Origin of the sequence: Bacillus sp. PS108 (genome assembly GCF_037963335.1) — a bacterium.
In the GTDB taxonomy this organism is placed as follows: domain Bacteria; phylum Bacillota; class Bacilli; order Bacillales; family Bacillaceae; genus Bacillus; species Bacillus subtilis.
Map to the genome: position 1 here is coordinate 3,929,238 of NZ_CP150155.1, position 26,331 is coordinate 3,955,568.

Sequence of the window (26,331 nt, forward strand, 5' to 3'; positions counted from 1 at the left end):
GTCATTCATCATTTATTCGCTTTATTCACCTTCAGCTTTTTCCCTTTGACGGTTGTGTTCTTCATCACTTTGAGAACATGAGGGCCTTTACCATTTAAAATCTCAACGTATGAGGCGTTATCCATGATCGTAATGATGCCGATGTCGTCAGCTGACACACCGTCAATTTTGGCAATCGTTCCTACAAAATCAACGGCTCTGATTTTCTTTTTCTTTCCGCCGTTAAAATACAGCTTCATAATGTCTTTATTCAGCTCTTCGCTTTTGTCCTTTTTGCTTTCCGGACGGTCATTCATTTTAGCTAGAAATTCTGGTTTCTTCCTTGCCACTTCCTCTTGAGAAGGGGCTTCTATTTTTTGAATCTCAAATCCGATATATTCTTCAATGTCGGCTAAAAACCGTTTTTCGAAGGCCGTGACAAACGAAATGGCCTTTCCTTTGTTCCCTGCGCGTCCCGTTCGGCCCGTGCGGTGGACATAGCTTTCTTTTTCAAGCGGCAGATCATAGTTGATGACAAGGGAGATATTTTCAATATCAATCCCGCGCGCGGCGACATCCGTTGCGACTAAGTAACGGTACTCGCCACGTTTAAATTCATTCATGACGTCGAATCGGTCTTCCTGAATCATTCCGCCGTGAATTTTATCGCATGGATATCCTAAGTCATCCAATTCATCGGTCAGCTGATTGACGTGCTCCTTCGTTCGGCAGAAAATGATGCAGCTGTCGGGATTCTCCGTCATCAGCACATCTTTCAGCAATGAAAATTTATTCTCTTCTCTTACTTGAATCACCGCATGTTCAATATTCCTTGTGGTTAGGCCGGCCGCTTTGACTTCGATATGCTCGGGGTTTTGCATATATTGACGGCTCAGCTTCTCGATATCCTGCGGAAGCGTCGCTGAAAACAGCATCGTTGTGCGCTCAGTCGGCAGATGCTTGATAATCGCCTCCACCTGCTCAATGAAGCCCATATTCAGCATCTCATCCGCTTCATCAATGACCAAATAAGAGAGACGATCCAACGGCAGCGTGCCTTTTTCAATATGATCCAGAACACGTCCCGGCGTGCCGACAACAATGTGGCTTTTTTGCTTAAGCTCAGCTTTTTGTTTATCAAAGGAGGATTTTCCAAATACGGCTGTCGCTTTGATCCGTTTAAATCGTCCGATGTTCGTGATATCTTCCTTTACTTGCACCGCAAGCTCACGGGTTGGAGTTAAAATAAGCGCCTGCGGCTTGTTTTCATCCCAATCCGCCAGCTCACAGAGAGGAATCCCGAACGAAGCCGTTTTCCCGCTTCCCGTCTGTGATTTGACGACAAGATCCTTTCGTTCAAGGGCAGCGGGGATCACGCTCTGCTGCACCTTGGTCGGTTCTGTATATCCCAGTCCTTCCAATGCTCGTAAAATGTCATGACTGATTTGATAGTTTTTAAAATGACTCATGTATAAACTCCTGTCTCTTGCAGATGTTCTCATTATACTCTAATTGACGAAGGCATATGTGTTTTGACGAAAAATGATGTATTAAAAGCCAGCGATTCCCTGGCGTTTTAGCTCCTGAACAGCCAATCGCGCCAGCGCGTCAGCCCCAGCGCGGTTCGGGTGCAGCGTATCTCCGTCCATATAAAGCGCGAGTGTTTTTTCCGGACCGATCGATGTAAAGTATGCCGAGCTGAGGACATTTAAGTCAATGAGATGTGTTTTTTCCTCTTCGGCCAAAGCCAAAATAGAGGCCCTGTACCATCTGTTTACAGACGAATGGATGCCTTCAGAAGTAAAATCGGTCGCCCGGCCCTGAGGCGTTGATAGGATGACGTCCGCTCCTTTCGCTTTTACCTGACGAATCATATCACGCATCATCTCTTTAAACTCCGCTTCAGATTCATTATGCTTCGGATTTGTGTCATTAATGCCAAGCTGCAATATAAAATAATCTCCCGGTTTAATATACTTCAGGATCGCCTCAAGCTGTCCATCATTTCTGAACCCTCTCGCGATCTGCCCGCCGGACGCCATGTTTCTCACTTGAAAGGTGTGTTTATCGATATAGTGAGGCAGCATCTGCCCCCAGCCCGCCTGCTTGCTGCTGTTGAGCGGATAATAATTGCACACCGTCGAGTCGCCGCCGACATAAATGGTTCGTTTCGTCACCGGCTGATCAGACAGTTTCTTGATTTTCAAGGCGCTGAGCGTAAAAGCGGTGCCTGCCTTTCCCTCTGTCACCAGCAGATTCAGCTGCCCGTCGGTGACAGGAATTTGGAACGTATCCTCAGCGCCATCCCCTGTCATATTGATGACCTGAAACACGCCCTCCGCTGCCACACTAGCCCTTGCCGTATTGCCAAGCGTCACCTTCACCTCATAAAGGCCGTTCGGGAGATCCACATTAAACGTGTTATTGCTTTTCGTCCCATACGCTAAAAACTGAACCGCATCACTCTTCACACCAGTCCCGGATGCCGCCACATCCTTCATATTCTCCGGTGTTTGAAAACCGTAGCCCTTTGACCGATCATATCGATCAAACGCCCTGACACCAATATAACCAGGCTCCACCGAACCGCTTCCAAAGTCAAATTGATACACCTTCGGCTCCGCCGCCTTCACACTCTCATTCCCGCCAAAACACAGCATCAGCATCATCACAAAAACCGCTGCCATCCATTTTTTCATCAAGACTCCCCCCTCTATGAAAACGCATACATTAATGCATACTCGGTGATTGTTTCTTTATGATGACTGAAGGGAGAAAAAAATTGCGTTGACAAACAAAAAGGAAGATTTTATTATATCAATAGATGATATATCATTTGTTGATATAGGAAATGAGGTGAACACTTGCCAAAGCAGCGTCCGCAGGAAATGGATCAGCTTACCGATCCAGCCTATTATATTGTCTTAACCTTGCTGGAGCCAAAACACGGATATTCGATCATGCAGGAGATTGAGGACATGACCGATGACTCCTTTACGATCGGCCCGGCTACCTTATATACATTGTTAAAGAAATTACTGCAAGAAGAAATCATTAAGCTTGTCAACAATGACAACCCGCGCCGCAAAGTGTACCAAACCACCTTGCACGGCCAAGAACTACTCAAAAAAGAAATTCAGCGCAGAAAAGTGATGGCTGAACATGGTCAACGTGCTTTTCAACAATTGAAAGGGGATTCATCATGAAACAGAAAAAATTTATGATGTCTGAAGGATTGGCCTTTTCAGAAGAAAAGGATATGAAGAGACTAAGTGATATGGCCAGCAAAGGCTGGGTACTCGATTCTTTTGCGTTTATGGGGTATAAGCTTAGAAAAGCTGAGCCGCGGAAATTGATCTACAGTATTGATTATCATGATGTTGAGGAAGAAAGCTTGGCAGAATATACCGTGATGTTTGAAGCGGCCGGATGGGAGCGTGTTTGCTCTTCACAAGGTATGCATATCTTTTCGGCTGAGCCCGGAACTTCGCCGATATACAGTGATCAATCCACCATGAGAGAGAAATATAAAAGAAGCGAAAAAAACGTTCGAAACGTCACCTGCACCTTGAGTTTCCTGACTCTCTTGTCAATTGCACTCCATTATGTAACCGGATTATCAAATTGGGTGCCTTTGGCTTTCCTGGTTGTGACTTTTCCATTTCTCGTGACATATGCGGCAACAAAAGCAAGAACGCTTGGAAAGTGGGGAAAATCAGTGTGACTTCTTGTCACACATGATCACATCCCAACCTCCGCAATAGAAACTCATCTGATCTTCTTGATCATACACATAATAACGGAGTCTTTCCCATTGATCGTCAGTCGGTTCAATCTCCAACTCAACCCCATCGATGGATTCAAGGTCATCCAGCTTTGATGCACTAATGTTTTCAAACCGCAAATGAATGTCACAGGTTTGAGCAGATAGTTTTAATTCAAACACAGGAATTTGAATATAACGATCATCTTCTTTCATATAGAAAGAAAACTCGTTTAATGTAAATGGACCTGTATCCTCATCAGAAAGATGCTTTTTCAATTTCTCGTATTGTGTGATATTCAAATGAATTCCTCCTATTTTTAGTTACCTCCAACCATATAGATCTCCGCAGCATCGTATTCAAACCATATGATCCGTTCGCCTGAGTCCGTTAGGCATTGGAGCTTCCCTTCTGAAAAATAGCTTTTATCCGGTTGGGGATCAGTGATCAGAAAAACATCATCATTGATGGAAGCTAACAGAAAGAGAAAATCTGCAATATCCCGGTCTGCTTCCTGTAATATGGATTGGAAATGGAATTCCCTTTTGTCCAGCTTCGTCACCTTGTAAGCATGACCTTCAAAATACTCGGACAGGTCTTCTATAAATGAACCAGTCGTTATTACCTGTATCATGATTCGATCGTAGGCAAGCCCTGCCCAAAAACGATAAAACGACTCTGCATCTTTAAGTTCGCATGGCATAACGGTTTGGTCAGGCTTAAGCTCGATCATGTCCAAATTGCCAATACTGCTTATAGAGGTTATTTCCATAAAATCTTCCCCTTATCAGTTGGATAGCGCAACGCAAATCTCTTGTCTGACTTGTTCATACAAGAGAATATGATGATACAGATCCTTATCGTTTTCGATCATATCCGGAAGTATGTCAGGATACAGCTCAAAAAAGCTTTTCTCCAACGAACGCCACTGTTGCCGGGGCATCCTTTTATTCGCCAGCACATAATCCAAACTGCCGGCAACAAGCATAAAAAACTCATGTATTTCCGCTTCAAAGCCGTACATTTCACTAGGATACGGCGTTTCTTCAAGCTCTCGCTGTCTTTTTCTCAGCTGTTCAAACACGCGATCCTCTCCTCACCCTATTCAACTTCCATCACCTCATATTGCCGGCAACAAAAGCGGAATGTCTGCTCCTCCCATTCTTCCACAAGGTACATACCTTGTGGTTGCGTTTCAATATGGAGAAGTCCATCAGACAGGTCCGTTAGGGTCTCCATATCTCGTATCGTAACGACTGAAACGTCTTTGAATATGACAACAATCGTACGTGAATGATAAACAGCTGCTAACTCAATCGTATAAATGGCACCAAGCACGTGATCTGTTTCTCGATAAAAACGCCATTTCTTGATATGCTGAAACAAAATAGGAGTAGCTCCTGAAATACTCAATTTTGATTCCTCCGTTGATAGCGTCTCTATACTCCATACTCACAGTAAGGCTTCAAGTCAGGAAAAGAATCCTTCAACATTCTTTCTATGTTTTCATCGGTCACTGTAAATATAATATCTGTTGAATCAAAGAAACCGACTTCGAAAATACATTCTTTCACAGGGGAGATATAATCATCTTCATAAAAGTCAGCATTCCCATCAACAAACGGAACTTGTGTTATATCATACAGTATCGTCTCTTTAGGCACAGCAGTTAAAATAGAAAATATCACATAAATCTCATATTCATTTAATATACGATGAAATTCCTCACCTGTGATAAAAAGATAGTCTTCACGCTCGCCAATGATATCGTTCCAATGATCCTTATCCTCGGATACATCCATCATATTCAAAATATCGCCAATAATCCAATGATACTCAGTGATTGAAAAAATCATTTAAGAGAAAAAGTTCAGAATTTGCACATTCCAGACAATACCTGCTCATATGTGCCTCAACCTCCCCCTAATAAAAGCCCTTCTTACAACTCATACTTAACCAATTCCTCCATCGAGGTTCCCTTGAAATATTGATAAAGAATATCCTCAATACTAAGATGACCAAATAGCCCAATCGGGTTGCTAAAGGTCTTCCCCCGTTTTTCATCAACCTCTATTAAATCACTCTCTGCCGCTAATGAATCGTCTTGGCTAATGAGGTATTTTTCATCTTCATACATGACAAATGTTATAGCAGAATGATCAAATTTTTTCATCAAATCTATCGGCACCTTGGAAACAACCTTCCAATTCCCCTGAAGAAAGCCTGTATATCCTGTATTCGCAATAAAAAGGGTTCTTTGCTTTTCTGCCATCATGAGAGAAATGTCTTTTTTACTCAAGCGTTGATCTGTAAAAATATCAAAATACTGAATGAGAAGATCATCATTTTTATCTGTTGCTAAATCTCCTTTTACCACTAATGCATATGTGAACTGATTGATTTTCCGTAAAGAGATTTCAATGACAACACCAGGCCTAACTTCACTTAAAGTAGTTCTTTTTTTCATCTTTAGGTTGATGTCAGTGACTTGTTTTCCTTCTAATTCTTTAAAAAGCGAATCGCCGTCTGAGTTTAATACCTGAAAGAGGGTATAAACAAATTCATTTAGAGTAGGCTTACGATCCAATTGTTCAAGGAACACAGCGTGAAAATCTTCGATGGCGTCGTGACAAATATCCATACCATCATCACTTACGAATATCTTTTTATTTTTATATTTCTCTTCCCAAAAGCCCATGTTTCACCTCCGTTTTTCAGAACACTCATCTATTTTGAAACAGGATAGGCGGATCATTATCTATCGCCTCCAACAGCTCTTCACCAAATACAGTGATTGTACATTTCCAAGGGTCTCCCAAAAGTCCCCAAGAGAAGTCCTGATGAAAAAAGAAATAATAGTCTCCATTTGGAAATACGGGAACAGGCCATTCGCCAAATTCATCCTGAGGCATTGTCTGATGAGGGCTAAAGATATATCCGTCATGCTGCCAATCTAATGCGTATATCACATCGCTCTTTCCAGTACATGATTGAAATGCTTTCAAAATCGAAGTCTCTAAATCATTCAGCACTCTGACCACATCATCATTACTGGCTTTACCGCTCATCCCGCTTGAAATATCAAACACTTGATATGGATCAGGCGGGATGATGTGATGACATCTGCTTCCGGGTTTCCATTTTATGATCTTGTTCACTTCTGACCAGATGCGGTCTTGTTTTGTCTGACTTAAAGCGCGCCAATTCATCATAATCTCATCCCTACACCTTATTGGATATCATGCTTATAAACACCAGATGAGGTCACTGCGTAAACAGCGTTACTTGTCAGTTTCAGCTGTTGAACGTCTAGGGCTCCACCGTTCGAGTCACAGCATGTTATCTCTTTCATCTCTTGACTCACATCGGCAGAAATTAAATAAAGAAACGACTCAAGCTCTTCACTGTAACAATTGAACGTCCCAACCAAAAAACCTTCTTCGGATATCGCGAGCTGATCAAATGCTTCTGAGTCCGGCTCTTTATCCGACAGAATCCACACTCGTCTCACGACCGTTTCATCAAATGCGGCAATGACTGCGTCTCCGTAATACAGCATATAAATCAAGCCGTTTTTTTCTGCAAGTCCATAACAATCATCTACAGCCGGCGCATCCATTTCTTCGAGCTTTCTATCAATGTGTATTTCCTTCTGCTGACCATCCAAAGTAAAACACCACACACTATGGCCGTCAGGATTTTCATCATCATAAATGCCTTCATCATTTAAACCGACCCAAAGGTTTTGTTTCTCATCCAAAAGACAGCAGGAAACCCCTGAAGGCAAGTGAAAAGCACTTTTCACCCTTCCCTCTTCTGAAAAAACCTTTACCTTCGGCTCATACGATTCGTAATAAACGAAGACATAGCCATCTGCACATTGTTGGAAGAGCTGAATATCGCTATATGCAATCTGCTCTTTCACTCTAAAATCCCGAACATAACCGGAAGGATCATAGATTGAAATGGTCACATCACCTTTCACACCTTTTCCAATGTAGACACGCCCCAGTGGATCAGCATGGAAAAAACAATCTTGGGTGTCCATGTTCATGATTTTATTCATTTTTAATTTTTTCATTGGTTATGCTCCTTAATTTAACTAAAATTAACACTTATAAGCTATTTATCATTTAACAGAAAAAGATTATGATGATGGTCAATTCCTACACACTTATCTTTATATACAGCAACTTGGACAAAACATAGATCTTCTCCAGTATTTTCATTCAACATCTTATGTTCTACAAAGCTTTGCATATCATCTGTCTTGGCTGCTTTTTTTATATAGTATGAGTCATCCTGAATGAATAGGTAAAAATACGAGCCATTTTGGATACAGGAATGAAACTCTATTTCAGACTTATATCGCCCTAACATTTCTCCCCATAATTTCAGTTTTTGTAAATAGTCTTCTCCCATCGTACTGTAATACAAATAGATGGCATTTTCACTTACAAAAGTAGAATAATATTGGTCAATCACATATGAACTAACATCATCGGAGTCCAATTCATATTTCCCATTCTTCAAAATGAATTTATTAATTCCTCTTGAGCTTATTTCCTGATCAACGCATGAAAATATGCCTGTTTCATCATACCCGACCCATAAACACTTATTCTGGTCTAACACCATTGAATTTATATATCGCCCCGCATAAAAAGATTGATAGAATCCTTTGAGCGGACTCCACACATATATGTTAGGTTCAACGTTACTTATTCCATCCTCGTACTCTTTATCAATTAAAAACAAAAAAGAATCATCAACTTTTTGTACATTTATAACTTGCTTTATGGTTTGTACGCTAAAGCTGTTTAAAAATCGGCCATCAGTGTTTGAATAAAGTGAAATATGATTGATGTATCCGTGATCATTCCGTTCCTGCTGGGTCAACACAATGAATTCTGAATCATTCATTGATAATAAAATTTTGCCTTTCTCTGTTACTGTGTGTAATCCTTTAAAAAATAAATCAGACATATATGCCACCTTTCAAAAAGCTATCTACAAAATTTCGTAAATATTCCCTTTTGCAAGTCGACTATTTTTTAAAAAAGAAAAACCCCTTTCCGAGTGCCTCTGAATATGGCGAAAGAAGATTATCTCTTTAATAGTGTTCTAATTCATCCTCGATGTCAGAGAGAACTTGAGAAATTGGTATCAAAACTGAATCTATATTATTATAAAAAATGGATATACCAACTTTATCTCTAAGCATACCAGGAAGCCAGTTCTCTACAAAATCCTCTAAACTTATTGACTCTGGATATGTACTCTTCCATTTCTCAATTGAACATTGTTTTGCATGCCCTTCAGTCGGCCAAAAATGAAGTTGTATTGTTCCAATATCGTCTTCAGATGTAACCCACCCTTTATCATTACTTAATGACCAGACTTCTTCATAGTCAACAACTTTCTTAATAAAATAACGATATCTTTGATCAGGGTCTAACTTTAATGACATCTCAAGTTCTTTTTCATTCATTTTTCACTCTTCCTTGTAAGCAGTGTAAGAGGGGCATCAGCTAGTCCTTGACCCTATCTAATGCCCCTCTGGATATAACATCAGATTATTATTTCGATAAATTCCGCGTAACGGTTAGGGAAGTTTTGAAGATTTTTTTACATCTTCCAGATTTGTTTTTAAAGCATCTGCAAAGGATTCTAGCTTTTTTTCATTACAGGTAATCTCAAACAAATTAGAATTAAACTTAACATCACCTTCAAGTATAATTTTAATCTTAAAGCTGTAATTTCCGTTTTCTTCATTAATACTGAGAATTAAAAGTGGATCAATGGTTTCTATATTTATCATATCTTGATTTCCCATTATCAACGTTTCAATTCCAGATATCAGCAATTTATATTCACTCTCTAATAAAACAGCGGAAAAATCGCGAACGATTGCTTTTTTATTTTCCAACAACTCAAATATGGATAAAATAAATGGATCATCATCCATCTCTTGATACCTTCTCGGTGTTAGTTCAAGTTCAAGACAATCGTCTTTAATTTTGGCCATGCTGCCTCCTTGTTTATATGAGGATTATTTAATAAAATTTCCTTTCCAGTACTGCTGTTTGAAATCGTAATACTATCGCTGTTTACAAATTGTCTGGCTCCTGTTAAACCGTAAAAGGCTGATAACCTTTCTTATATGTTGATTTATTTATGATTTGAATGATATGCATAAAACGATTGATCATCAAAGCGAACTGTTTCAGCTTCTATAGCAATCAGCATTCTGTTCATGTCAATAAGAAAGTTAGCATTTGATTGATACTCCGGAATTATAGAATTTGATAGATTCCCGATTCCTTCTGGATGATAACTCATCTCAAATACTTGCCAATTGTATTCTTCCGGATCTATTTTTTCCAATCTCATGTCGCCAACATCTGCACTATAATAAGCGGATGCCACATTTTGAAATACTATTTTATGGGTATATTCAGCTTCACTTTCAAAAACCTTTATATTAAGTGAGAGCTCTTTTTTAAACACATTAAAATCTAAATAAAGGACACTGCACCCCTCATCAATGTAATCAACCCATTCATTAATTGTTTTGTACATTGTCATCTCCTACCTCTTTTTTAATCAATAACACCTTACCACCAAACACAAATTATTCAGTATATTGTTTGATCCAATCATTTAAATCATCTGTTGAATGCAAATAAGCTTCAGGAGAATCTTTCAAATCAATCCCACTTAGAAGGATTAACATATTCCAGACTCTATCATCTTCTACTTCGGGGTCATACGCATAAACATAAATGCCCGCCCAATCTGACACTTCTTCTCTTGTTGTTTGTCCATTTAAGACACTTTTGATTTTATTTATGCATTCTATTAGCTTTGGCTCGCTCAATTTGATCACCACGTATTCAAGTACTATATGATTTGTTATTAGTATGCAAAGCACCGTACTGATATTTAGATATTGAAGTTTTTTCCGTAAAAGATATGTTCCAAAAGGTTTCTAATCTACCAATAAACAAGCTCACAGCCATATTCCGTGTGCAATACACATAATCCGAACTGACACTCAGGCTCAACCAAAATAAAACTATGATTGAGAATCCCTTCATCGAACTCAATACACTCCAATAAGCAGTCAAGGTGCTCGAGACATTTTCCAAAAGAACAAACTAACGCACCAATTTCGCTGCAGTATTGATGAAACAGCAGAACGGCCCTGTCATCATAGGCAACATAGGACTGAGATGTATTCAAGATCAGCTGTTTCGCTTCCGTTTTTCCGAAAGCATCAACCTCACGGGTGTTGGCTGGTATTGAATTTGATAAAACCAGCTCAAGCAATTGCTTGCTTTGTGCCAGATCAGCAAAACGATAAGTGAAGCCTCTTTCTGCACACGAGACTAGTTTTTCTTTGATTTCGATCATCAACATATGTCTTTTATTCTCGGCGAGTTTTTCGATTAATCTTTTTTGCATGAGCTGCATTCCCTCCGCCGTCAATTTCTCAAGTTCTTTAAATTGATTCATCATTCTCTTGTTTTCTTTGTCGTTCGTGTTTAGATTTGTTTTAAAAAAGCTTGTATCGCTTATTGATACAAGCTTTATCTTCAACTATTTAAAACTCACCCAGCGGATTTTCCCCAAAACGCTCCCACAGCTTTGGAAACCTTTCAGGCAAATCTTCTTCTTCCCAATCCAATTCAATACCATCCGATTCGGCAAGTCCCTTTTGTTCAAGCGCATCTAAAAGCTCGTCGTGTACTTTATCAACCCATTCATCGTCTCCAGTCTTCATATATGTCAACGCTTCGATTGCCACTGACAGCAAGGCTTCATTTTGTGGATAGCCTTCCTCGTCAAGCGTTTCCTCTGTGATGTATGCTGCCAAATACTCGTGATCACCCAGCACTTTTTCGAATGTCTCTTTGCCCTGGGCAATCAGCCATCCGCGGAAATAATCAAATGTATCGTCCGAGCAGCCGTCCATTAGGATGTATGCTGCCGCCCATAGTGAGGACAGATAGCTTTTGTGCATGAATGTCTGAAGCATAAATTCAAAATCAACGATCTCATTGATTTCTTTTTTCAATAATGCATCACGCAGCCACTCATTAGGTTCTTCCTGGCTGCCAGCTTGGTCAATAAGCTGCCAAAACGATGTTTCATTCATTTGTCTTCCCTCCTCTGATATCCCTCTTATAGATCCCTGAATCTGATAGAGCATAAATAGCATTACTTGTCAGTTTCACCTGTTGTATCGAGAGCTCCCTCCCGTCTTGATCACAGCACTTCACCTCTTGTATCGGCAGACTGACATCAGCCGGAATGAGGGACAGTGAATGTTCATCTTTGCATATCCAAAACCCGTCATCTGAAATTGCAAGCTGGTCATATACTCCAGAATATTCTTTATCAGAAACAATCCACACTCGTCTCACGTCCGTCTCATCAAAGGCAGCAATGACTGTATAAGAGTAATACAGCATGTATATCAGTCCATCTTTTTCTGCAAGTGCATAGCAGTCATCTACCACGGGCGCATATATTTCTAAAAGCTGTTGATCAATATGAGTTTCCTTTAGTTGTCCGTCTAAAGTACAACACAGCACACTTTGTCCACTGGGGTTTGCGTCACCATAAATGCCTTCATCACTTAAACCCACCCAAAGGTTTTGTTTCTCGTCCAAAAGAAAGCAGGAAACCCCTGAAGGCAAGGGAAAAGCACTTTTCACCCTTCCCTCTTCTGAAAAAACCTTTACCTTCGGCTCGTACGATTCGTAATAAACGAAGACATAGCCATCTGCACTTTGTTGAAAGAGCAGAATATCGCTGTATGCAATCGGCTCTTTCACTTTAAAATCCCGAACATCACCGGAAGGATCATAGATTGAAATGGTGATATCTCCTTTCAACCCTTTTCCAATGTAGACACGCCCCTGTGGATCAGCATGGAAAAAACAACCTTGGGTGTTCGTGTTGATGATTTTATTCATTGGTTATGCTCCCAGGTTAGAAAGGGCAAGATATGTTTTCTTACTCGTTTATATACTTCATTAAATATATTGTCTTTGGTTTTTACCCATAAATCGTATAGTCTTTTACAGTTAAGTTCTGACCGCATTGGTGGAATGCTGATTGCTCTCCATATAAGCTGAAGGTGAGAGAAACCCATAAGAAGTCACGGACTTTATCACAATATTTATTGACGTTTCCCCAAATTCATTCGATATCGTAATCCTCCCATTCTTTCCAATGGTTATTAGGAACTCCTACATTAACTGGACCTATTCCGCTTTCAAGGTATTGAGCAAAAGATTGAAATGAAATTAATTCACTTGGATCTGTTAAATAATCAGGATATTCCCAGTTCTCTGTTTCGTATACACCTTCATCATCACCTTTTAAACCTAGTTCACTCTTAAGTTTTTTTGGTTTAATCCAGAGTGCGTCTCTAAAATTGGCATCCTCAAACAAATTTCTAAAATATGTTTTCCATGCCTTTTCTTTGGTCTTCTTTTGGAATTCATTTCTTTGGTGAATATTTATGCAGTAAAGGGAATCTGCAATTTTTATTTTCACTGCTTCGCTTAATTGATTAAAGTTACTTTCACTATATGTTACTTCCTCATCTTCTTTGGTCTTTAAAACGATGTCATTAATTATGATCAATTTATAGTTCTCTGAAAAACAGTTACTATAAGCATGAACAGACAGAAAGGGTCCTTCATTATCTATTTGGAAGCATTGGATTGCCAGTAACCAGTGTTCTTTATTTAATCGTACTAAGGTACATTTACTTCCAATATAATTAGATTCGCGCCATTCAAAAAGAGGTCGATTTAACTCACTGAATTCGTCATCTAATAGACTAAGAATTTCTGTTTTTTTAATCAATGTTTATTCTCCTTTTTTACTGTTTTTATCTTTATACTTGCAAACTAAATAATGATTTCGACCTTTTCAGGAAAATATATCCTTTTTATATCGTGTATGATCATCATATGATAAAATATTATGGATACACAGCCATAGGCTGTATATCCGTATCATCTTTAATAATACTGAACAGAATCTGAATATGTCCATGTTGACCAATCAGTGTTACCTTTCTCAAGTTTCTGGATATATGCAGCATCTTTACGACAAATTGCTTGAGCAATAGCTTGAAAGAAAGGAGAAAGGCTAGGAAAATCCTTTTCTGTTTCAGGATGCATCCAAGATTCAGTTGAATACAGTTGGTCATAATCGCAGGAGAGACCTGCCAATTGTAGTTGTTCTTGTTTTGTCAACCAGAGTGTGTCGAGGAATAAACGATTTTTAATCATTTGCCTTAAACATGTAATCCATTCATTCTCTGATGTAATCTTTGCTAGTATTTCTTGCTCAATGAAAAATTTAAATGTTCTCCCTCTAAGGAACACATTGATTTGTTTCCTTGTAAAACCTGGTTCTACATCTTCCAACTCTAGTTGATCTCCTAATTTATCTACAAAACAAAACGGTTCATCCACTAAATAATTTGCTGCATTATTTATTAACTGATTTCCAAACGTATAAAAATCAATGGCTGGACCCAATTTCGACAATCCAAACAGCTGGATCGTTAAAAGCCAGTTATCTCCATCAACAAATACCGAAAGTTTTCCTTTGGCAAAATCAAAATTCGAATTACAAATAAGAGGGAACTCTTCCTTTCTGAATGAATCGTTAAGTAATGCTAGAATCGCTTCTTTTTTGCCCAATTTCCTCACCTCCGTTGATGTCTTTTTCTCAAAATAGAACTCGTATATCCTCCCTGTTTCCGCGAACAAGTTTGACAGTGAGGATATAGCCTTTGACGCTGGCCTTTCTTCCTTAATTTTGATACTGGTTGGTGATCCGCAATCCAATTTCCACTTTTAGTTCCAGGATGCCTTCTACCACAAGTGTGACAGCCATATTTATTCCCAATCTTGTTTAATACTCTTCTTTCCTTTTTATTCAACCTGCTACTTGTACTTCTTGCAGGTATTGACCTTTTGGCATATTTACCTGGTTTTAAATACTTCTTAGCTCCCTTCGCAACACCTAAAACCTTCTTGGCGCCTTTCAGCACTTTTCCAGGGCCAAAGTTAGAAGCAGCTGCCCAAGCAACACTTTTCCACCCTTTACCTGATTTATATGCCTTGTACCCATCATAGGCTGCAAATCCAGCATTTACCACAAGCCAAACCCAATGCCCATCAGGGTCAACATTCATCACAGGGTTATTATTTCCATAAGCATACCCATTCTGATCCAATGAGTCGCCATCGCTGCCCGGGTCTGGGTCAAGTGAGAGGAACACGCCGTTTCTTGGCTCGTAGTAGCGGGCCATGAGGTAGTACAGGCCGGTTTCTTCGTCGTATTGGTAGCCTGCGTAGCGGTAGCGGTTGTCTTTTACTTCATCGCTTGCTTCGGTTTTTGTTGGATTTCCCCATGCGTCGTACTGATATTTGGCAACCGTTTTTCCGGTGCTGTCTGAGATCGCGATGACGTCGCCGTGTGCGTTGTAGTGATAGAAATATTTCTTGCCATTTTCTGTGTAGGATAACAGTTGGCCGCTGTCCCCGTACGTGTATGATTTTGTGACGTTGTTGTCCGCGTCTGTTTCATACAAGACGTTCAAGCTGTCTCCGTCGTAGAAGTAGTTCGTGACTTTTCCGTTGACGGTTTTTTGGATTCTGTTTCCTTTTTCGTCATACTTATATGTTGCGAATGGCTTGTCTTCGCCTTTTTTGGTAACGGCGGTCAGGTTATCTTCTGCATCCCACGTATATGTGAATTTGCCGTCGGATGTGCGGTTGCCGTTTTTATCGTAAGAGATGCTTTCATCATTGACTTTTGTCAGCTGGTTCATGATGTTGAAGGAAGCGTTCACCGTTTTGCTTGAGCCGTCTTTTACAGTTGTAACGGTTTTCCGGTTCCCGAATCCATCATATGTGTATTCAATGACAGTACCGTCTTCATGGGTTTCTTTGACAAGCTGATTCAGCTTCCCATACTCATATTTCACCTTGCCGCTTGCTGAGCTGTTTATCGTTGTGCGATTGCCGTTGGCATCATATTCATAGCTTTCCGTCAGAATGCTTCCGCCGTTTTTGTCACCGATATGCAGCGAGCTTACAAGGTTTCTTTCGTCATATGAAAAACTTGTTCCGCCGCCGTTGCCCGTAATAAAGGTTTGGACGTTTCCATTTTCATCATAATCAAATGAATATGAAGATGTACTGTCTTTCATCTCAACCATTTGGTCCAGCTTGTTATACGTAAATTGATTCGTTCCTTTTTGGTCCCCATGAGTCCACGAGAAGGTTTTCAGCTTATCGGAGTCACTAGGGTATGTCCAAGTTTGGCTGCCGCCGCGGTCAGTCAATTCGGTTAAACGGTTTTTGTTGTCAAATGTCCGTTTCTTTGTGGTGTTCTGCTCTTTATTAACGACCGACGTTTCATTTCCATTTTTGTCATACGTGAAATTGTACTTTTCTGTACCGTTATACGACTTTGATTTCACCCGGTCTGTTCCATCATAAGAAAGAGACACTTCGTTGCCATTTGGTGAAATGGTTTTGGTCAGGTTGCTGTTGGCATCATATTCGCTTGCTAGCACATTGCCCAGAGGGTCAGTTGTTTTGACAAGCTTGCCCATCACATCATATTCGTATTTATAGGTTTGATCTGCTCCCGCCCGGATGGTTTTGCTTACCTCATTGCCTTCCTTATCATAGCTGTGAAGGATAGAAGTGCCGTTGGAGAGCGTCATGTTTGTCAGTTGGTCTGCCTGATCATACGTATAGGTTGTTTTTTCACCTTTTGCATCCGTTTCAGCTGTTTTCTTACCAGTTTCATCGTAATCAGTTGAAGTGGCGTAACCTAGTTCGTCCTCTTCCTTGGTCACATAGTTGCCATTACTGTCATACGTGCTTTTAGTCAGAAGGCTTCCTTCAATCAAACGGATATCATCAAACCAGACTGTGCCTGTCGCACTCTTTTGGAACAGAATACTAATATCTACTTTATTGATCGGCTTTGTTTTAGGGATGACGACAGCTGCCCGGTTCCATTCCTGTGTTCCAGAAGGGAATTTCGCATTGTAGACGCCTGTGCTGCCGTCAGCGTAAGTGACATTCGCCTGCAGAGAATAGTCTTTTTCATCTGTAAATTTGACGCTGCTTGCTTTCGACATTCCTGTCAGTGTGAGATAAACCGGTTTGTCATTTGCGCTTTGCCCTAAGACAACGGTTTGTTTTGTTACTGATCCGGCTTGGGACGCACTGGTCCGGGCAGCTTTTAATGATACATCATCATTAAAGCCTTCTTCAGAATCAACGGATGCTCCGCTTACATTCCAGTTTTCCGTCGCTGATGTGAAGCTACTGTTTTGAACTGGGTTATAGCTTGACGATACTTCGCCTTTTTCCAGCTGGACTTCATCGAACCATGCTTTTCCTTTGCCATCTTTATCATTATGATCGACTTCCATATACACAACGGCTTTTCCTGCATTTGCTGGAGTCGTAAAAGTGATTTGCCGTTTTGTCCAGTCATTTTTTCCGGCTAATGCACTGTATTCATTGTGAATCCATTGAATTCGTTTTTGATCTTTGTCTCGCAAATCAATGTTAAAGTAGGCTCTTGTTTTTGCTAGATCTGTTTTGATTTTCCCGCTTAATGTATAGGTTGTATTCGGCTCCAGTTCAACTGTTTGTGTCGCTGAGGAAAACCCGTGATCGGTTCCGGCAGACGTTGATTGACTCAAGATTTCCAATGCCTTTGATCCGGAAAGAACTCCGCTTTTATCGGTGATAATTGAGATTTTGCCGCTGTCTTTAGAGGCAGTCAGATTCCAGCCGGATTTTTGCGCTTCAAAGCTTCCATCTTTCAAAATATTAGTTGAAGCTGATAAATCTTTGCTCGATTGAATCTGGTTTCCATATTTATCATAAACAGCTGCTGACGATGATTTTCCGCTCTGATCGGTTTCGGATACAGCATCCAGTCCGTCATAAGCAATATCAGTGACATTGCCCTCGGTATCCTTCATCTTTGTGACATCGTTGTTTTTGTTATATTCGTATGTCTCAGTTCCATATGCGTCTTTAACCGACGTAACGTTGCCATCTTTGTCATATTGATAGCTTTCCGTTGCTTTTCCGGTGCCCACGTCGTTTGGATCGACATCTTCTACGACATTGTTGCCTTCATATTTTGTATTCGTTGTAATTTTTAGCCCTTCGGCATCATCAATGACCTGAATCGGATTTCCAGCTTCATTATAGCCGTACTGTACCTTCCGGCCATTCGGCTGTGTCATGAGAAGCCTCTTTTTATCAGCATCATAGCTATAGACATATGTTTCTTTTTTAGCGTTAATCGCTTTATCGAGACGGTGTCCGTTATACTGATATTCGGTAAAGACAGGCTTTGCTTCAGTACTGTTGGCTGAATATTGTTTGACAAGGCGCCCTTCGCCATCATAGTCATAGCTTGTGACAGTCCCGTCTGTATCCGTAACCTTCTTCAGCAAATCATTCTCATATGAGTAGGTGACTTTTTTATTCTTAGGTCCGGTGATGGAAGTCACATGGCCGTTTTCATCATAGGTAAATGTAAGCTTGCGGCCTGATGCATCTGTAATGGCGGTCAGTTGATTTTTGTCATTGTAAGTATAGGCAGTTGCATTGTTGTGGCCATCCACTACTTTTTGAAGCTTACCGCCTTTTTTATTGAAATAAGCGTTGGTTTGATCCTTTGTTTTTAATATGAACTGATCAGCTGTTTCTGTTAATTCAAGATATACACCGGTCGGCGGCTGATACCTGCCATCGGCTTTTTTCGTGAATCGATGTGTCGTAGCGTCTTCATCGATATACATTGCCCCGCCATCCGTCGAGATGACAGATGTTTCTGCATCAGCATACCAGCCTTGCCCAAATAAATGATCAGAGCTGTCAAGACTGTTGTAGGTTCTCGATAAGCCAAGTCCCGGACCGCGTCCGTCAATTGACAAATCTTCTTCATTCACAATGACATTGCCTGTTGCACCATTTAACTGGCCGCTTGGGATATCAATGATAGACCAGTACTCTTCTGTACCTAGGAATTCTGCGCCTTCATGGAACGTTGGGTTAAAGGGCGCCGTTGGAATCGTTTCACCATTCGCATCATAGGCGACAAGCGTGAAAGAATAATTCTTCTTCCCTTTGTAATTCCCATTTGCATTGTTATAGACAGGTGATGGATCGAGGGCTAATTCTCCGCCTTTTCCATCAGTATGAAGCTTATAGCTTCCGGCTTTGATTTCCTCAGAAGTCGGCCAAATGTTTTTATTTTGGGTTGTCCAATGATCCGCGTCACCCACATCAAAGGACTGATATTCCTTACCGTTGTAAATGTTAACTTTATAGCCTTTCGCATTTTGAACCTTTTCCCATATCAAATTCACATAGCCCGTTTGACTCGATTTTGTATTTGTATACAAATAGCCAGTTAAATTCTTTGGCCTAGCGATATCAGGAAGTGCCGGGTTAGCAGCCGGGGATGCAATGGCTTCGCCGTCTTTGTTGTATGCGATAATTTTAAACGAGTAATTTCTTTTGGCTCCATCTCCCCCGGCGTTTTTATAGGTTGGTCCGGGATTGATCGGCAGCTCTGCTCCGCTTCCGTCCTTTAGGTGAAGAGCATATTTTCCCGCCTTGATTTCTGCACTTGTCGGCCAGATCTTTTTCCCTTTTGTGGTCCAAGACGTCTGATTTCCGAGATCAAGTGTCTCAAAGCCTTTCCCATTGAACACCTGAACCTTATAGCCGGTTGCACCGGATACAGCTTTCCAAGAAAGGTCGAAGTATCCTGTGGCATTCCCATTATTGTAGCCCTTTGCTGACGGTGCTTGTGCTTTTCCTACATTAGGGATAACAGGCTTTGCCGGTGCGGACATCGCTCCTTCTCCCTGATCAAAGATTGCACTGACGCCGATCCAATAGTTTTTGCTTGTGGCATAGCTTCCGCCGGAGTTCTTATAGACCGGAGATGGGTCTAGCGCTAGTTCAGTTCCGCCTTTTCCATCAAGGTGAAGCTTGTACTTACCGGATGAAATTTCTGCACTTGTCGGCCAAATATTTTTCCCTTTTGTGCTCCAGGAGGTCGTGTTGCCGACTGAGATCGCTTGATATTCTTTCCCATTATAGATCCATACCTTATAGCCTTTTGCACCCTCGGCTTTTTTCCAGCTGATATTGAAAAAACCAGTGCCGTTCCCATTATTGTATGCTTTAACAGCAGGTGTGCTCGCCTTCGGGATGGTATACGTCACTTCAATATACGGTTTATTGGCGGAGTTCGCTGAAGAAATTAGTTTTTTCCAATATTCCTTGCCGTTTCCGTTTGTATGAAGCTTAAATCCATAGTTGGCCCCGCCGGAGTTCCATGACTTTACAGCAGCGGTCACATCATAACTCGCCCACTGTCCTTTATGGACGTCGGCTTTTCCGATATTTTTAGATGCCGGTTTGGTGTTCCATGTCACTTTTGCATTATCATAATTGCTGTTGACCGTATCCAGCCAAAGACCGGTTGCCTTTGTTCCATAATAGGAATGGGCTACGTATGTTTTTAATGTCGCTTTAGTGACAGTCATATTTTGAATTGGCTTTAGGTTGTTAAATTTCATGAACGCATAGTTTGTGCCTGTTGTTTTGTCATAATAGCCCGTTTTCAGTACATAGGCCTTTAAATTAGCATCCCATTTTTGTGAGGAGGGTGAATAGTTCGTCGTCGGGTAGGCACTCATGACAAACGTATCCGATGAAACAGATAAAGAAGTTGACGGGTCGATAGATACTGGATATACGCGTTCTGGGTCTTTCAGCCAGTTCTCGTCAGCCGTAAGATGAAGCAAATACCCTTCTTCATTCTTTTCCAGCTTATAGCTGACTTTGTCTGACCGTTCAACCTCGCCGGAAAGCTCATCTAGTTTTGAATCCGTCATAAAAGGTTTAGGCACAGAAAAAACAACTTTGCCTTTTTCATCAGAAAAATCAATGGATCCATCCTCTTTTTCTTTAGCCTGCAAATCGGTTTTTAACTGAAATGTAAATGTGTTGTATCCATCATACTGATGAAGGACTAAATCTTCTTTTATGTTTTCATTGAATGTGAAAGTCTGAAGAGCAATATTCGGAAAAACATCCGGATACACAATCTCATTACTGTCAGTCTTATAATCTGCTGAGGTATCTTTCGGAGTAAGTGAAGTTTTATTCGGGCCTTTCGCTTCTACAAGTGAATATGTAACCTTATGGTCATTATGCTCAAAAGTCGCATAAAGCCCGTTCTTCATTTGCTTTTGAAAATCTGAATTCAAAATGGCGTTCTCTGTCTCGACTTGTTTGCTTGTCGACTCTTTTAACTCAGGAGAAATGTCTTCCCAGTCGGCATCAGGTGTTTCCTTTGTATGAATAGGATCAAGATATACTTCCTGTTTATAGACACCGTCACCTTCATAATAGAGTTTTGTATTTTCTGTTCTTTCCGAGGTGATCTCACCCTCTTTGTTTATATCTTTTGGATCAAAAGGTACAGCTTCCTCAGTTTGTTCTTTCTGAAGAGTTTCTTCTGGATCATCGGCAGCAATACGATTTCCATTCTCTTCTTCTGTGGTTTTTGCTAGTACATCGGCTGGCACTAATGAAATGATTAAAGCCAACACTAAAAATGCTGCTATGAACCTTTTAAAGTTTCGCCTCTTTCTTTTTTTCATTTTCTCTCTCCTTTTGTAATAAAAGTAATATTTACTCAATAATCTTAACTAGACTGAAATATTATTACAATATTTTTCTAGAAAATTTATCTTATTTTAAGGATTAGCGAGAGTCAATTGACCTAAAACAAAAAAAGGCCGCATAGGCCTTTTTACATTTTCCATTATTGCATTTGTTCAATATCCGTACCCTCAGCTGCCACATTCGCCTTCCCCTGCCTCCTGACAAGCGTCAAGGCCATACCCGCAAAGATCATTACGATGCCAAGCGTTTGATAGAGGTCAGGGCGGAAGCCTGTGAAGACGGTATCGAGCACGATCGCGACAGCGGGGTCGAGAAATACAATGATTGAAATAAATTTCGTTGATAAAAATCGCAAACTGTCAAAAAACAACAAATATACAATACCCGTATGGATGATGCCGGTAGATACCACCATAATCCAGTTTCCCTGAGATAGGTCAGCAAAAGCGCCAAAGTGAATAAACGGAATCAGGATGATAGCCCCTAAACCCGTCTGCAAGAAGGTGGTCGTGTAAGGACTGAGATTGTGAATGCCTTTTCCCAATAAAGTGGTGAACGCATAAAACAGTGCGGCGAGAACTGCCCATATGATCCCTGATCCCATCAGCTGTGTCAATGAAGTGCTGCCGTTAATCCCGGAAATCAGCGCAGTTCCCAGAAAACAGATGATAATGGAGCTGACGGAGATCACATTTAATTTCTCTCTGTAGAAGAAGCTCCCCAGAAGAAGAACAAGCACCGGCGCTAGATGATAAACGGAGATGGCAATTGTAACGGACGTTTCTTCAAAAGACTTAAATAAAAACACCCAGTTGAATACAAGAAAGAAACCGCACGCCAATGTTTGCAGCACGTCTCTCTTGCTCCATTTTTCAGTTTTATACTGGCCGGACGCCAGCCAGCAAAGGCCTAAAAACAGCGTCGCGCAAAGGCAGCGGACAAAGACCAATTCAAATGACGGCAGATTGGTATGCTCTGAGAAAAAGCCGATGGAGCCGAAAATCACCATAGAGATGACCATTTTGATTACGGCTGTTGATTTTTGTTTTGGTGTGATTGAGAGATCTTGCTGCATCAAGCGTATTCTACCTCCAATTATGTATAGGGAAAAGCACCCCAACTGCAAGGTGCTTTTCCCTTTTTTTATAGTTTCTTGCCGGCCGTCCAGCCGCCGTCTATGACAAAGTTTGAACCTGTAATAAAGTGCGCCTCATCAGAAGCCAAATACTTCATACAGGAAACGATATCACTCGGCTGCCCCCACGTATGAAGGGCATGGTTAGCTTTGATCAGCTGAACCATTTCATCGTCTTGAAAATACTCTTCCGTTAATTCTGTTTGGATCACGCCCGGCGAAATGCTATTCACCCTGATCCCCTTTGATCCGAACTCCATAGCGAGCTGCTTCGTCAGTCCGATGATCGCATGCTTGGAAGACACATAGGCAGCCCGCGCAGGCTCTGCCATCAGCCCGGACACAGAGGCGATGTTGATTATACACCCTCGTTTCCCCAGCTTTGACCACAGCCTTGCCGCGTCCCGAGAAAGAATAAAGGCTGCCGTGAGATTAATGTCTATGACTTTTTTGAATGATTCTGCTGATAATTCAAGAACAGGGGTGATTTCCCTTATCCCTGCTGCATTAATTAAGATGTCCGGAATCAATTGGCTTTGTTCTAGCTTTGGCATCAAAGATTCCGCCTGCTTAACATCAGACAAGTCTGCTTTTTCCATGTAAAAGTCACTATTTACTATAAATTCTGACATTTTATTCGTTTGAATATCTACTCCTACAACCCGAAAGCCTTCTGCTAAAAATTGCTTTACCGCTGCAAAGCCGATTCCGCTATTTGCCCCAGTTATCATTATATTCTTTTTCTTCATCATTTTACATTCTGCCTTTTTTCATTTTGGTAATTTGTAATAATCTGAATATTATTATTTGACAATATATTACAAATAATTTAGCATTGCACTACATCCTCTATTTTCCATATTTTCTATCATACAGGAAATTACTAAAAAAATCATCTACTTTTTAAGGAGAGATTCATATGGTTCAAGTTTCAAACGTACAAAAAGAGTTGACATCCGATATTACTAAATATGCTTCTTTTTTAAAGGAAAACGGCTATTCGTATATCCCAGCAGATTTCTACCGGCAAAAAACTACAGACGCCGCAGTCCGCAAATTACAGCTTACATATGATGCTTTGAAAGCTGATCCTAAAGGAGGCGGCCGTTACAGAGCGCATTCCCGCTACATTTTGGCTCCTCACTCCGACACTCTTGAATTAGATCCGGATAATGGATATTTCCAATCAAAAGAATATAATTATGATGATGGCGGTATCGTCAGACAATTTGAAAAAATATCAGATGAGTTTCTACAGCATCCTGTAACGCGGCACATGATACATTCAAATGTAGAAATGGCTCGCCAAACCGATTTTGTAGATTGGGAGAAAGAAGTGATCGTCGGGCTTCACCAAGTCAGATATCAAGTGACACCTGACGCGCCTTCATACAGCTCACCCATTTGGCTGCATCGTGACGATGAACCGCTTGTTTTCGTCCATCTATTTCAGCTGAGCGAAGATGCTATCGGAGGAGATAACTTAATTGCTCCGTCTGTTAAGCAAATTGATAAAGTGCTGCGGCTGACAGACCCGCTTGAGACACTTGCTCTCGGGCAAAAGGTCTTTCATGCGGTTACACCGGTCGGCACTGCCAATAGAGATGGTGCGCATCGAGATATATTATTAGTTACATTTTCTAACAGATAAAAAAAGCGCCCAAGGGCGCTTTTTTTACAAATCTATCGAACAATCAAAACCGGGCAGGTTGATAATTGAGACACTTTATGGCTGACGCTTCCAAGCATCATTTCTTTCAGACCGCTGATCCCCCGGCTGCCAACTACAATCAGGCTGACGCCTTTCTCTTTTGCATGATTTAGTATCTCATGCGCCGGCTCGCCATTCGCGTAAATGGTTTCAGCTTGAACGCCTTTTTCGGCTGCTTTTTCTTTTGCATTTTCAAGGATTTTCAGGCCCTCTTTTTTTACCTCGTTCCTGATTTCATCAATAAAGTGTTCAGGCACATAGACAATTCCCGTCAGAGAAGAAGTCGTGACGACGGCTTCTCTCCCCACATGAAGAATGCTTAGTTCCGCTTGCTGCTCTTTTGCCAAATGCACTGCGGCATCAAGCGCTTTTGCACTCATGTCTGATCCGTCAATCGCTACTAACATTTTGTTAAACATGCTCTTCCCGCCTTTCGGACTGTGGGTGGTTCATCTTTCTCTTTTATTGTCCGCCTGCATTTCGTTATTGTCAATTGAAGCGGATGAGTTTTCAAAAAATTGTCAGAGACTCTCTCCGTTTGTGGCGATGACCTGCTGATACCAGTTGAAGCTTTTTTTCTTGATGCGATTAAATGTTCCATTTCCTTCATTGTCCCGGTCCACATAAATGAAACCGTAGCGTTTTTTCATTTCCGCAGTAGATGCGCTGACAAGGTCAATTGGCCCCCATGATGTGTATCCGATTAATTCAACGCCGTCCGCAATGGCTTCGCGCACTTCAATTAAATGATCACGCAGATAGTTGATTCTGTAATTGTCCTGAATCGTGCCGTCCTCTTCAACCTTGTCTACAGCGCCAAGGCCATTTTCAACAATGAACAGCGGCTTCTGATAACGGTCGTATAAGGTGTTGAGCGTGATGCGCAAGCCTTTCGGATCAATCTGCCAGCCCCATTCTGATGATTTGAGGTAAGGGTTTTTGACTCCGCCCAGCAGGTTGCCCCCTGATTTTGCAAGCTCTTCCGGATCTGTGCTCGCCGCCATCGACATGTAGTAGCTGAACCCAATATAATCCACAGTATGTTCTTTCAAGAGCTCTTCATCGCCTTCAGCCATTTCAATTTCAATATTGTTTTCTGCCAGATAGCGTTTCATATATCCCGGGTATGCGCCTCTTGCCTGAACATCTGAGAAGAAAAGTGTTTTGCGCTCATTCTCCATTGCCGCGAAGACATCCTCCGGCTTAGAAGTCATCGGATAGGTTGTCGTTGCCGCTATCATACAGCCGATTTTCGAATCAGGAATGATGTCGTGACCCGCTTTGACAGCAAGAGCACTGGCCACAAATTGATGGTGTGCCGCCTGGTACATCGCGTTTAATTTGTTTTCTCCTTCTTCAAAAACAAGACCGCCTCCGGTAAATGGCGCATGGAGCACCACGTTAATTTCATTGAACGTCATCCAATACTTCACTTTGTGTTGATAGCGTTTGAAAACCGTTTTGGCATAGCGTTCATAAAACTCTATGACTTTGCGATTCTTCCAGCCGCCATAATTTTTCACTAAACCGAGTGGCATTTCATAATGAGAGATGGTTACGACAGGCTCAATATGATGCTTTAACAGCTCATCAAACAGATCATCATAAAATCTGAGGCCGTCTTCATTGGGCTCCTCTTCATCGCCATTCGGAAAAATTCTCGTCCACGCAATCGATGTGCGGAACGCCTTAAATCCCATTTCTGCAAATAAGGCGATATCCTCTTTATAACGATGATAAAAGTCAATCCCGTTGTGATACAGATTCAAGGAAGTCATTGATTCATCAAATGGAGACATGATCCCGTTCGGCGATACGTCAGCTGTCGAAAGCCCCTTACCACCCTCGTTATAAGCACCCTCCACTTGGTTGGCAGCAACTGCGCCGCCCCATAAAAATCCTTCTGGAAATCGTTTTGCGTTTGAACTCATATTGATCACCCCATTAGTT

The 26,331-nt window shown here is 41.1% G+C and carries 26 protein-coding genes and 3 pseudogenes; 3 read left to right on the plus strand and 26 right to left on the minus strand.

Going from position 1 to position 26,331, the window contains the following annotated elements; all coding sequences use genetic code 11:
• Positions 1–8: 8 nt before the first annotated feature.
• On the minus strand, positions 9–1,448 hold the full coding sequence (gene dbpA, locus NSQ16_RS20395) for an ATP-dependent RNA helicase DbpA (RefSeq protein WP_085185406.1): 1,440 nt from the start codon (positions 1,446–1,448) through the stop codon (positions 9–11).
• Between the two features lie 81 nt (positions 1,449–1,529).
• The gene (locus NSQ16_RS20400) at positions 1,530–2,678 is read right to left on the minus strand and encodes a GDSL-type esterase/lipase family protein (RefSeq protein ID WP_339232440.1); all 1,149 of its coding nucleotides are present in this window, start codon (positions 2,676–2,678) and stop codon (positions 1,530–1,532) included.
• Positions 2,679–2,843: 165 nt separating this feature from the next.
• Between NSQ16_RS20400 and NSQ16_RS20405 the strand changes: the two genes are divergently transcribed.
• The gene (locus tag NSQ16_RS20405; RefSeq protein ID WP_128471940.1) at positions 2,844–3,185 is read left to right on the plus strand and encodes a helix-turn-helix transcriptional regulator; all 342 of its coding nucleotides are present in this window, start codon (positions 2,844–2,846) and stop codon (positions 3,183–3,185) included.
• Complete coding sequence (locus NSQ16_RS20410; protein WP_230488717.1) at positions 3,182–3,703, plus strand: DUF2812 domain-containing protein; 522 nt, start codon at positions 3,182–3,184, stop codon at positions 3,701–3,703. Before NSQ16_RS20405 ends, NSQ16_RS20410 begins: the two co-directional genes overlap by 4 nt.
• Positions 3,704–3,916: 213 nt before the next feature.
• Here NSQ16_RS20410 and NSQ16_RS20415 read toward each other — a convergent pair.
• The 22 genes and pseudogenes from NSQ16_RS20415 to NSQ16_RS20520 form a co-directional block, all read right to left on the minus strand.
• Positions 3,917–4,045: pseudogene (locus NSQ16_RS20415) on the minus strand (hypothetical protein); the annotation flags it as partial.
• A gap of 17 nt (positions 4,046–4,062) precedes the next feature.
• Positions 4,063–4,515, minus strand: coding sequence for a hypothetical protein (locus tag NSQ16_RS20420; RefSeq protein WP_230488716.1), 453 nt, complete (start codon positions 4,513–4,515; stop codon positions 4,063–4,065).
• A gap of 15 nt (positions 4,516–4,530) precedes the next feature.
• Entirely contained in the window at positions 4,531–4,827 is a 297-nt protein-coding gene (locus NSQ16_RS20425; RefSeq protein ID WP_230488715.1) for a YxiJ-like family protein, read from the minus strand.
• A gap of 17 nt (positions 4,828–4,844) precedes the next feature.
• Positions 4,845–5,156, minus strand: a complete 312-nt coding sequence (locus NSQ16_RS20430) for a hypothetical protein (protein ID WP_033881890.1) — start codon at positions 5,154–5,156, stop codon at positions 4,845–4,847.
• 26 nt (positions 5,157–5,182) lie between these two features.
• On the minus strand, positions 5,183–5,548 hold the full coding sequence (locus NSQ16_RS20435; RefSeq protein WP_230488755.1) for a hypothetical protein: 366 nt from the start codon (positions 5,546–5,548) through the stop codon (positions 5,183–5,185).
• A gap of 134 nt (positions 5,549–5,682) precedes the next feature.
• A complete protein-coding gene (locus NSQ16_RS20440; RefSeq protein ID WP_230488714.1) occupies positions 5,683–6,441 on the minus strand; it encodes a hypothetical protein in 759 nt (252 codons plus the stop codon).
• A gap of 25 nt (positions 6,442–6,466) precedes the next feature.
• Entirely contained in the window at positions 6,467–6,955 is a 489-nt protein-coding gene (locus tag NSQ16_RS20445; RefSeq protein WP_230488713.1) for a DUF2716 domain-containing protein, read from the minus strand.
• 17 nt (positions 6,956–6,972) lie between these two features.
• On the minus strand, positions 6,973–7,425 hold the full coding sequence (locus NSQ16_RS20450) for a hypothetical protein (RefSeq protein ID WP_122895717.1): 453 nt from the start codon (positions 7,423–7,425) through the stop codon (positions 6,973–6,975).
• 72 nt (positions 7,426–7,497) lie between these two features.
• Positions 7,498–7,824: pseudogene (locus NSQ16_RS20455) on the minus strand (DNA-binding protein); the annotation flags it as partial.
• A gap of 41 nt (positions 7,825–7,865) precedes the next feature.
• Complete coding sequence (locus NSQ16_RS20460) at positions 7,866–8,729, minus strand: hypothetical protein (RefSeq protein WP_230488712.1); 864 nt, start codon at positions 8,727–8,729, stop codon at positions 7,866–7,868.
• 127 nt (positions 8,730–8,856) lie between these two features.
• Positions 8,857–9,234: a DUF2750 domain-containing protein gene (locus tag NSQ16_RS20465; protein ID WP_230488711.1), complete on the minus strand. Its 378-nt coding sequence runs from the start codon at positions 9,232–9,234 to the stop codon at positions 8,857–8,859.
• A 114-nt stretch (positions 9,235–9,348) separates the two neighbouring features.
• Positions 9,349–9,771: a hypothetical protein gene (locus NSQ16_RS20470; RefSeq protein WP_230488710.1), complete on the minus strand. Its 423-nt coding sequence runs from the start codon at positions 9,769–9,771 to the stop codon at positions 9,349–9,351.
• A 143-nt stretch (positions 9,772–9,914) separates the two neighbouring features.
• Complete coding sequence (locus NSQ16_RS20475; RefSeq protein WP_230488709.1) at positions 9,915–10,331, minus strand: hypothetical protein; 417 nt, start codon at positions 10,329–10,331, stop codon at positions 9,915–9,917.
• 46 nt (positions 10,332–10,377) lie between these two features.
• Complete coding sequence (locus tag NSQ16_RS20480) at positions 10,378–10,686, minus strand: hypothetical protein (RefSeq protein WP_230488754.1); 309 nt, start codon at positions 10,684–10,686, stop codon at positions 10,378–10,380.
• Between the two features lie 53 nt (positions 10,687–10,739).
• Entirely contained in the window at positions 10,740–11,210 is a 471-nt protein-coding gene (locus NSQ16_RS20485; RefSeq protein WP_128993671.1) for a hypothetical protein, read from the minus strand.
• Positions 11,211–11,349: 139 nt separating this feature from the next.
• The gene (locus NSQ16_RS20490) at positions 11,350–11,904 is read right to left on the minus strand and encodes a DUF4240 domain-containing protein (RefSeq protein ID WP_230488708.1); all 555 of its coding nucleotides are present in this window, start codon (positions 11,902–11,904) and stop codon (positions 11,350–11,352) included.
• A gap of 511 nt (positions 11,905–12,415) precedes the next feature.
• Positions 12,416–12,727, minus strand: a pseudogene (locus tag NSQ16_RS20495) (DNA-binding protein); the annotation flags it as partial.
• Positions 12,728–12,953: 226 nt separating this feature from the next.
• A complete protein-coding gene (locus NSQ16_RS20500) occupies positions 12,954–13,628 on the minus strand; it encodes a hypothetical protein (protein WP_033881892.1) in 675 nt (224 codons plus the stop codon).
• Between the two features lie 158 nt (positions 13,629–13,786).
• Entirely contained in the window at positions 13,787–14,476 is a 690-nt protein-coding gene (locus tag NSQ16_RS20505) for a hypothetical protein (protein ID WP_014481368.1), read from the minus strand.
• A gap of 5 nt (positions 14,477–14,481) precedes the next feature.
• A complete protein-coding gene (gene wapA, locus NSQ16_RS20510; protein ID WP_230488707.1) occupies positions 14,482–21,510 on the minus strand; it encodes a tRNA nuclease WapA in 7,029 nt (2,342 codons plus the stop codon).
• Positions 21,511–21,674: 164 nt separating this feature from the next.
• Positions 21,675–22,610 carry a DMT family transporter gene (locus NSQ16_RS20515; RefSeq protein ID WP_230488753.1) on the minus strand — a complete coding sequence of 312 codons (936 nt, stop codon included), beginning with the start codon at positions 22,608–22,610 and terminating at the stop codon, positions 21,675–21,677.
• 68 nt (positions 22,611–22,678) lie between these two features.
• Positions 22,679–23,422 (minus strand): SDR family oxidoreductase, encoded by a 744-nt coding sequence (locus NSQ16_RS20520; RefSeq protein ID WP_230488706.1) that lies wholly within the window; start codon positions 23,420–23,422, stop codon positions 22,679–22,681.
• Positions 23,423–23,589: 167 nt separating this feature from the next.
• On the opposite strand from NSQ16_RS20520, the gene NSQ16_RS20525 reads away from it, so the two are divergent.
• A complete protein-coding gene (locus tag NSQ16_RS20525; protein WP_230488705.1) occupies positions 23,590–24,321 on the plus strand; it encodes a 2OG-Fe dioxygenase family protein in 732 nt (243 codons plus the stop codon).
• A 32-nt stretch (positions 24,322–24,353) separates the two neighbouring features.
• Here NSQ16_RS20525 and NSQ16_RS20530 read toward each other — a convergent pair whose 3' ends face one another.
• Positions 24,354–24,800: a universal stress protein gene (locus NSQ16_RS20530; protein ID WP_003227162.1), complete on the minus strand. Its 447-nt coding sequence runs from the start codon at positions 24,798–24,800 to the stop codon at positions 24,354–24,356.
• Positions 24,801–24,902: 102 nt separating this feature from the next.
• Positions 24,903–26,312: an aryl-phospho-beta-d-glucosidase gene (gene bglH, locus NSQ16_RS20535; protein WP_029726170.1), complete on the minus strand. Its 1,410-nt coding sequence runs from the start codon at positions 26,310–26,312 to the stop codon at positions 24,903–24,905.
• Positions 26,313–26,331 lie beyond the last annotated feature (19 nt).

Coding starts and splice junctions, on each gene's coding strand:
- NSQ16_RS20475 (WP_230488709.1), bottom strand. CDS start 10,331: ATGACAATGTACAAAACAATTAATGAATGGGTTGATTACATTGATGAG.
- NSQ16_RS20440 (WP_230488714.1), bottom strand. CDS start 6,441: ATGGGCTTTTGGGAAGAGAAATATAAAAATAAAAAGATATTCGTAAGT.
- NSQ16_RS20445 (WP_230488713.1), bottom strand. CDS start 6,955: ATGATGAATTGGCGCGCTTTAAGTCAGACAAAACAAGACCGCATCTGG.
- NSQ16_RS20515 (WP_230488753.1), bottom strand. CDS start 22,610: ATGCAGCAAGATCTCTCAATCACACCAAAACAAAAATCAACAGCCGTA.
- NSQ16_RS20485 (WP_128993671.1), bottom strand. CDS start 11,210: ATGCAAAAAAGATTAATCGAAAAACTCGCCGAGAATAAAAGACATATG.
- NSQ16_RS20470 (WP_230488710.1), bottom strand. CDS start 9,771: ATGGCCAAAATTAAAGACGATTGTCTTGAACTTGAACTAACACCGAGA.
- NSQ16_RS20435 (WP_230488755.1), bottom strand. CDS start 5,548: ATGATGGATGTATCCGAGGATAAGGATCATTGGAACGATATCATTGGC.
- NSQ16_RS20420 (WP_230488716.1), bottom strand. CDS start 4,515: ATGGAAATAACCTCTATAAGCAGTATTGGCAATTTGGACATGATCGAG.
- NSQ16_RS20490 (WP_230488708.1), bottom strand. CDS start 11,904: ATGAATGAAACATCGTTTTGGCAGCTTATTGACCAAGCTGGCAGCCAG.
- NSQ16_RS20410 (WP_230488717.1), top strand. CDS start 3,182: ATGAAACAGAAAAAATTTATGATGTCTGAAGGATTGGCCTTTTCAGAA.
- NSQ16_RS20400 (WP_339232440.1), bottom strand. CDS start 2,678: ATGAAAAAATGGATGGCAGCGGTTTTTGTGATGATGCTGATGCTGTGT.
- NSQ16_RS20530 (WP_003227162.1), bottom strand. CDS start 24,800: ATGTTTAACAAAATGTTAGTAGCGATTGACGGATCAGACATGAGTGCA.
- NSQ16_RS20460 (WP_230488712.1), bottom strand. CDS start 8,729: ATGTCTGATTTATTTTTTAAAGGATTACACACAGTAACAGAGAAAGGC.
- NSQ16_RS20520 (WP_230488706.1), bottom strand. CDS start 23,422: ATGATGAAGAAAAAGAATATAATGATAACTGGGGCAAATAGCGGAATC.
- wapA (WP_230488707.1), bottom strand. CDS start 21,510: ATGAAAAAAAGAAAGAGGCGAAACTTTAAAAGGTTCATAGCAGCATTT.
- NSQ16_RS20525 (WP_230488705.1), top strand. CDS start 23,590: ATGGTTCAAGTTTCAAACGTACAAAAAGAGTTGACATCCGATATTACT.
- dbpA (WP_085185406.1), bottom strand. CDS start 1,448: ATGAGTCATTTTAAAAACTATCAAATCAGTCATGACATTTTACGAGCA.
- NSQ16_RS20465 (WP_230488711.1), bottom strand. CDS start 9,234: ATGAATGAAAAAGAACTTGAGATGTCATTAAAGTTAGACCCTGATCAA.
- bglH (WP_029726170.1), bottom strand. CDS start 26,312: ATGAGTTCAAACGCAAAACGATTTCCAGAAGGATTTTTATGGGGCGGC.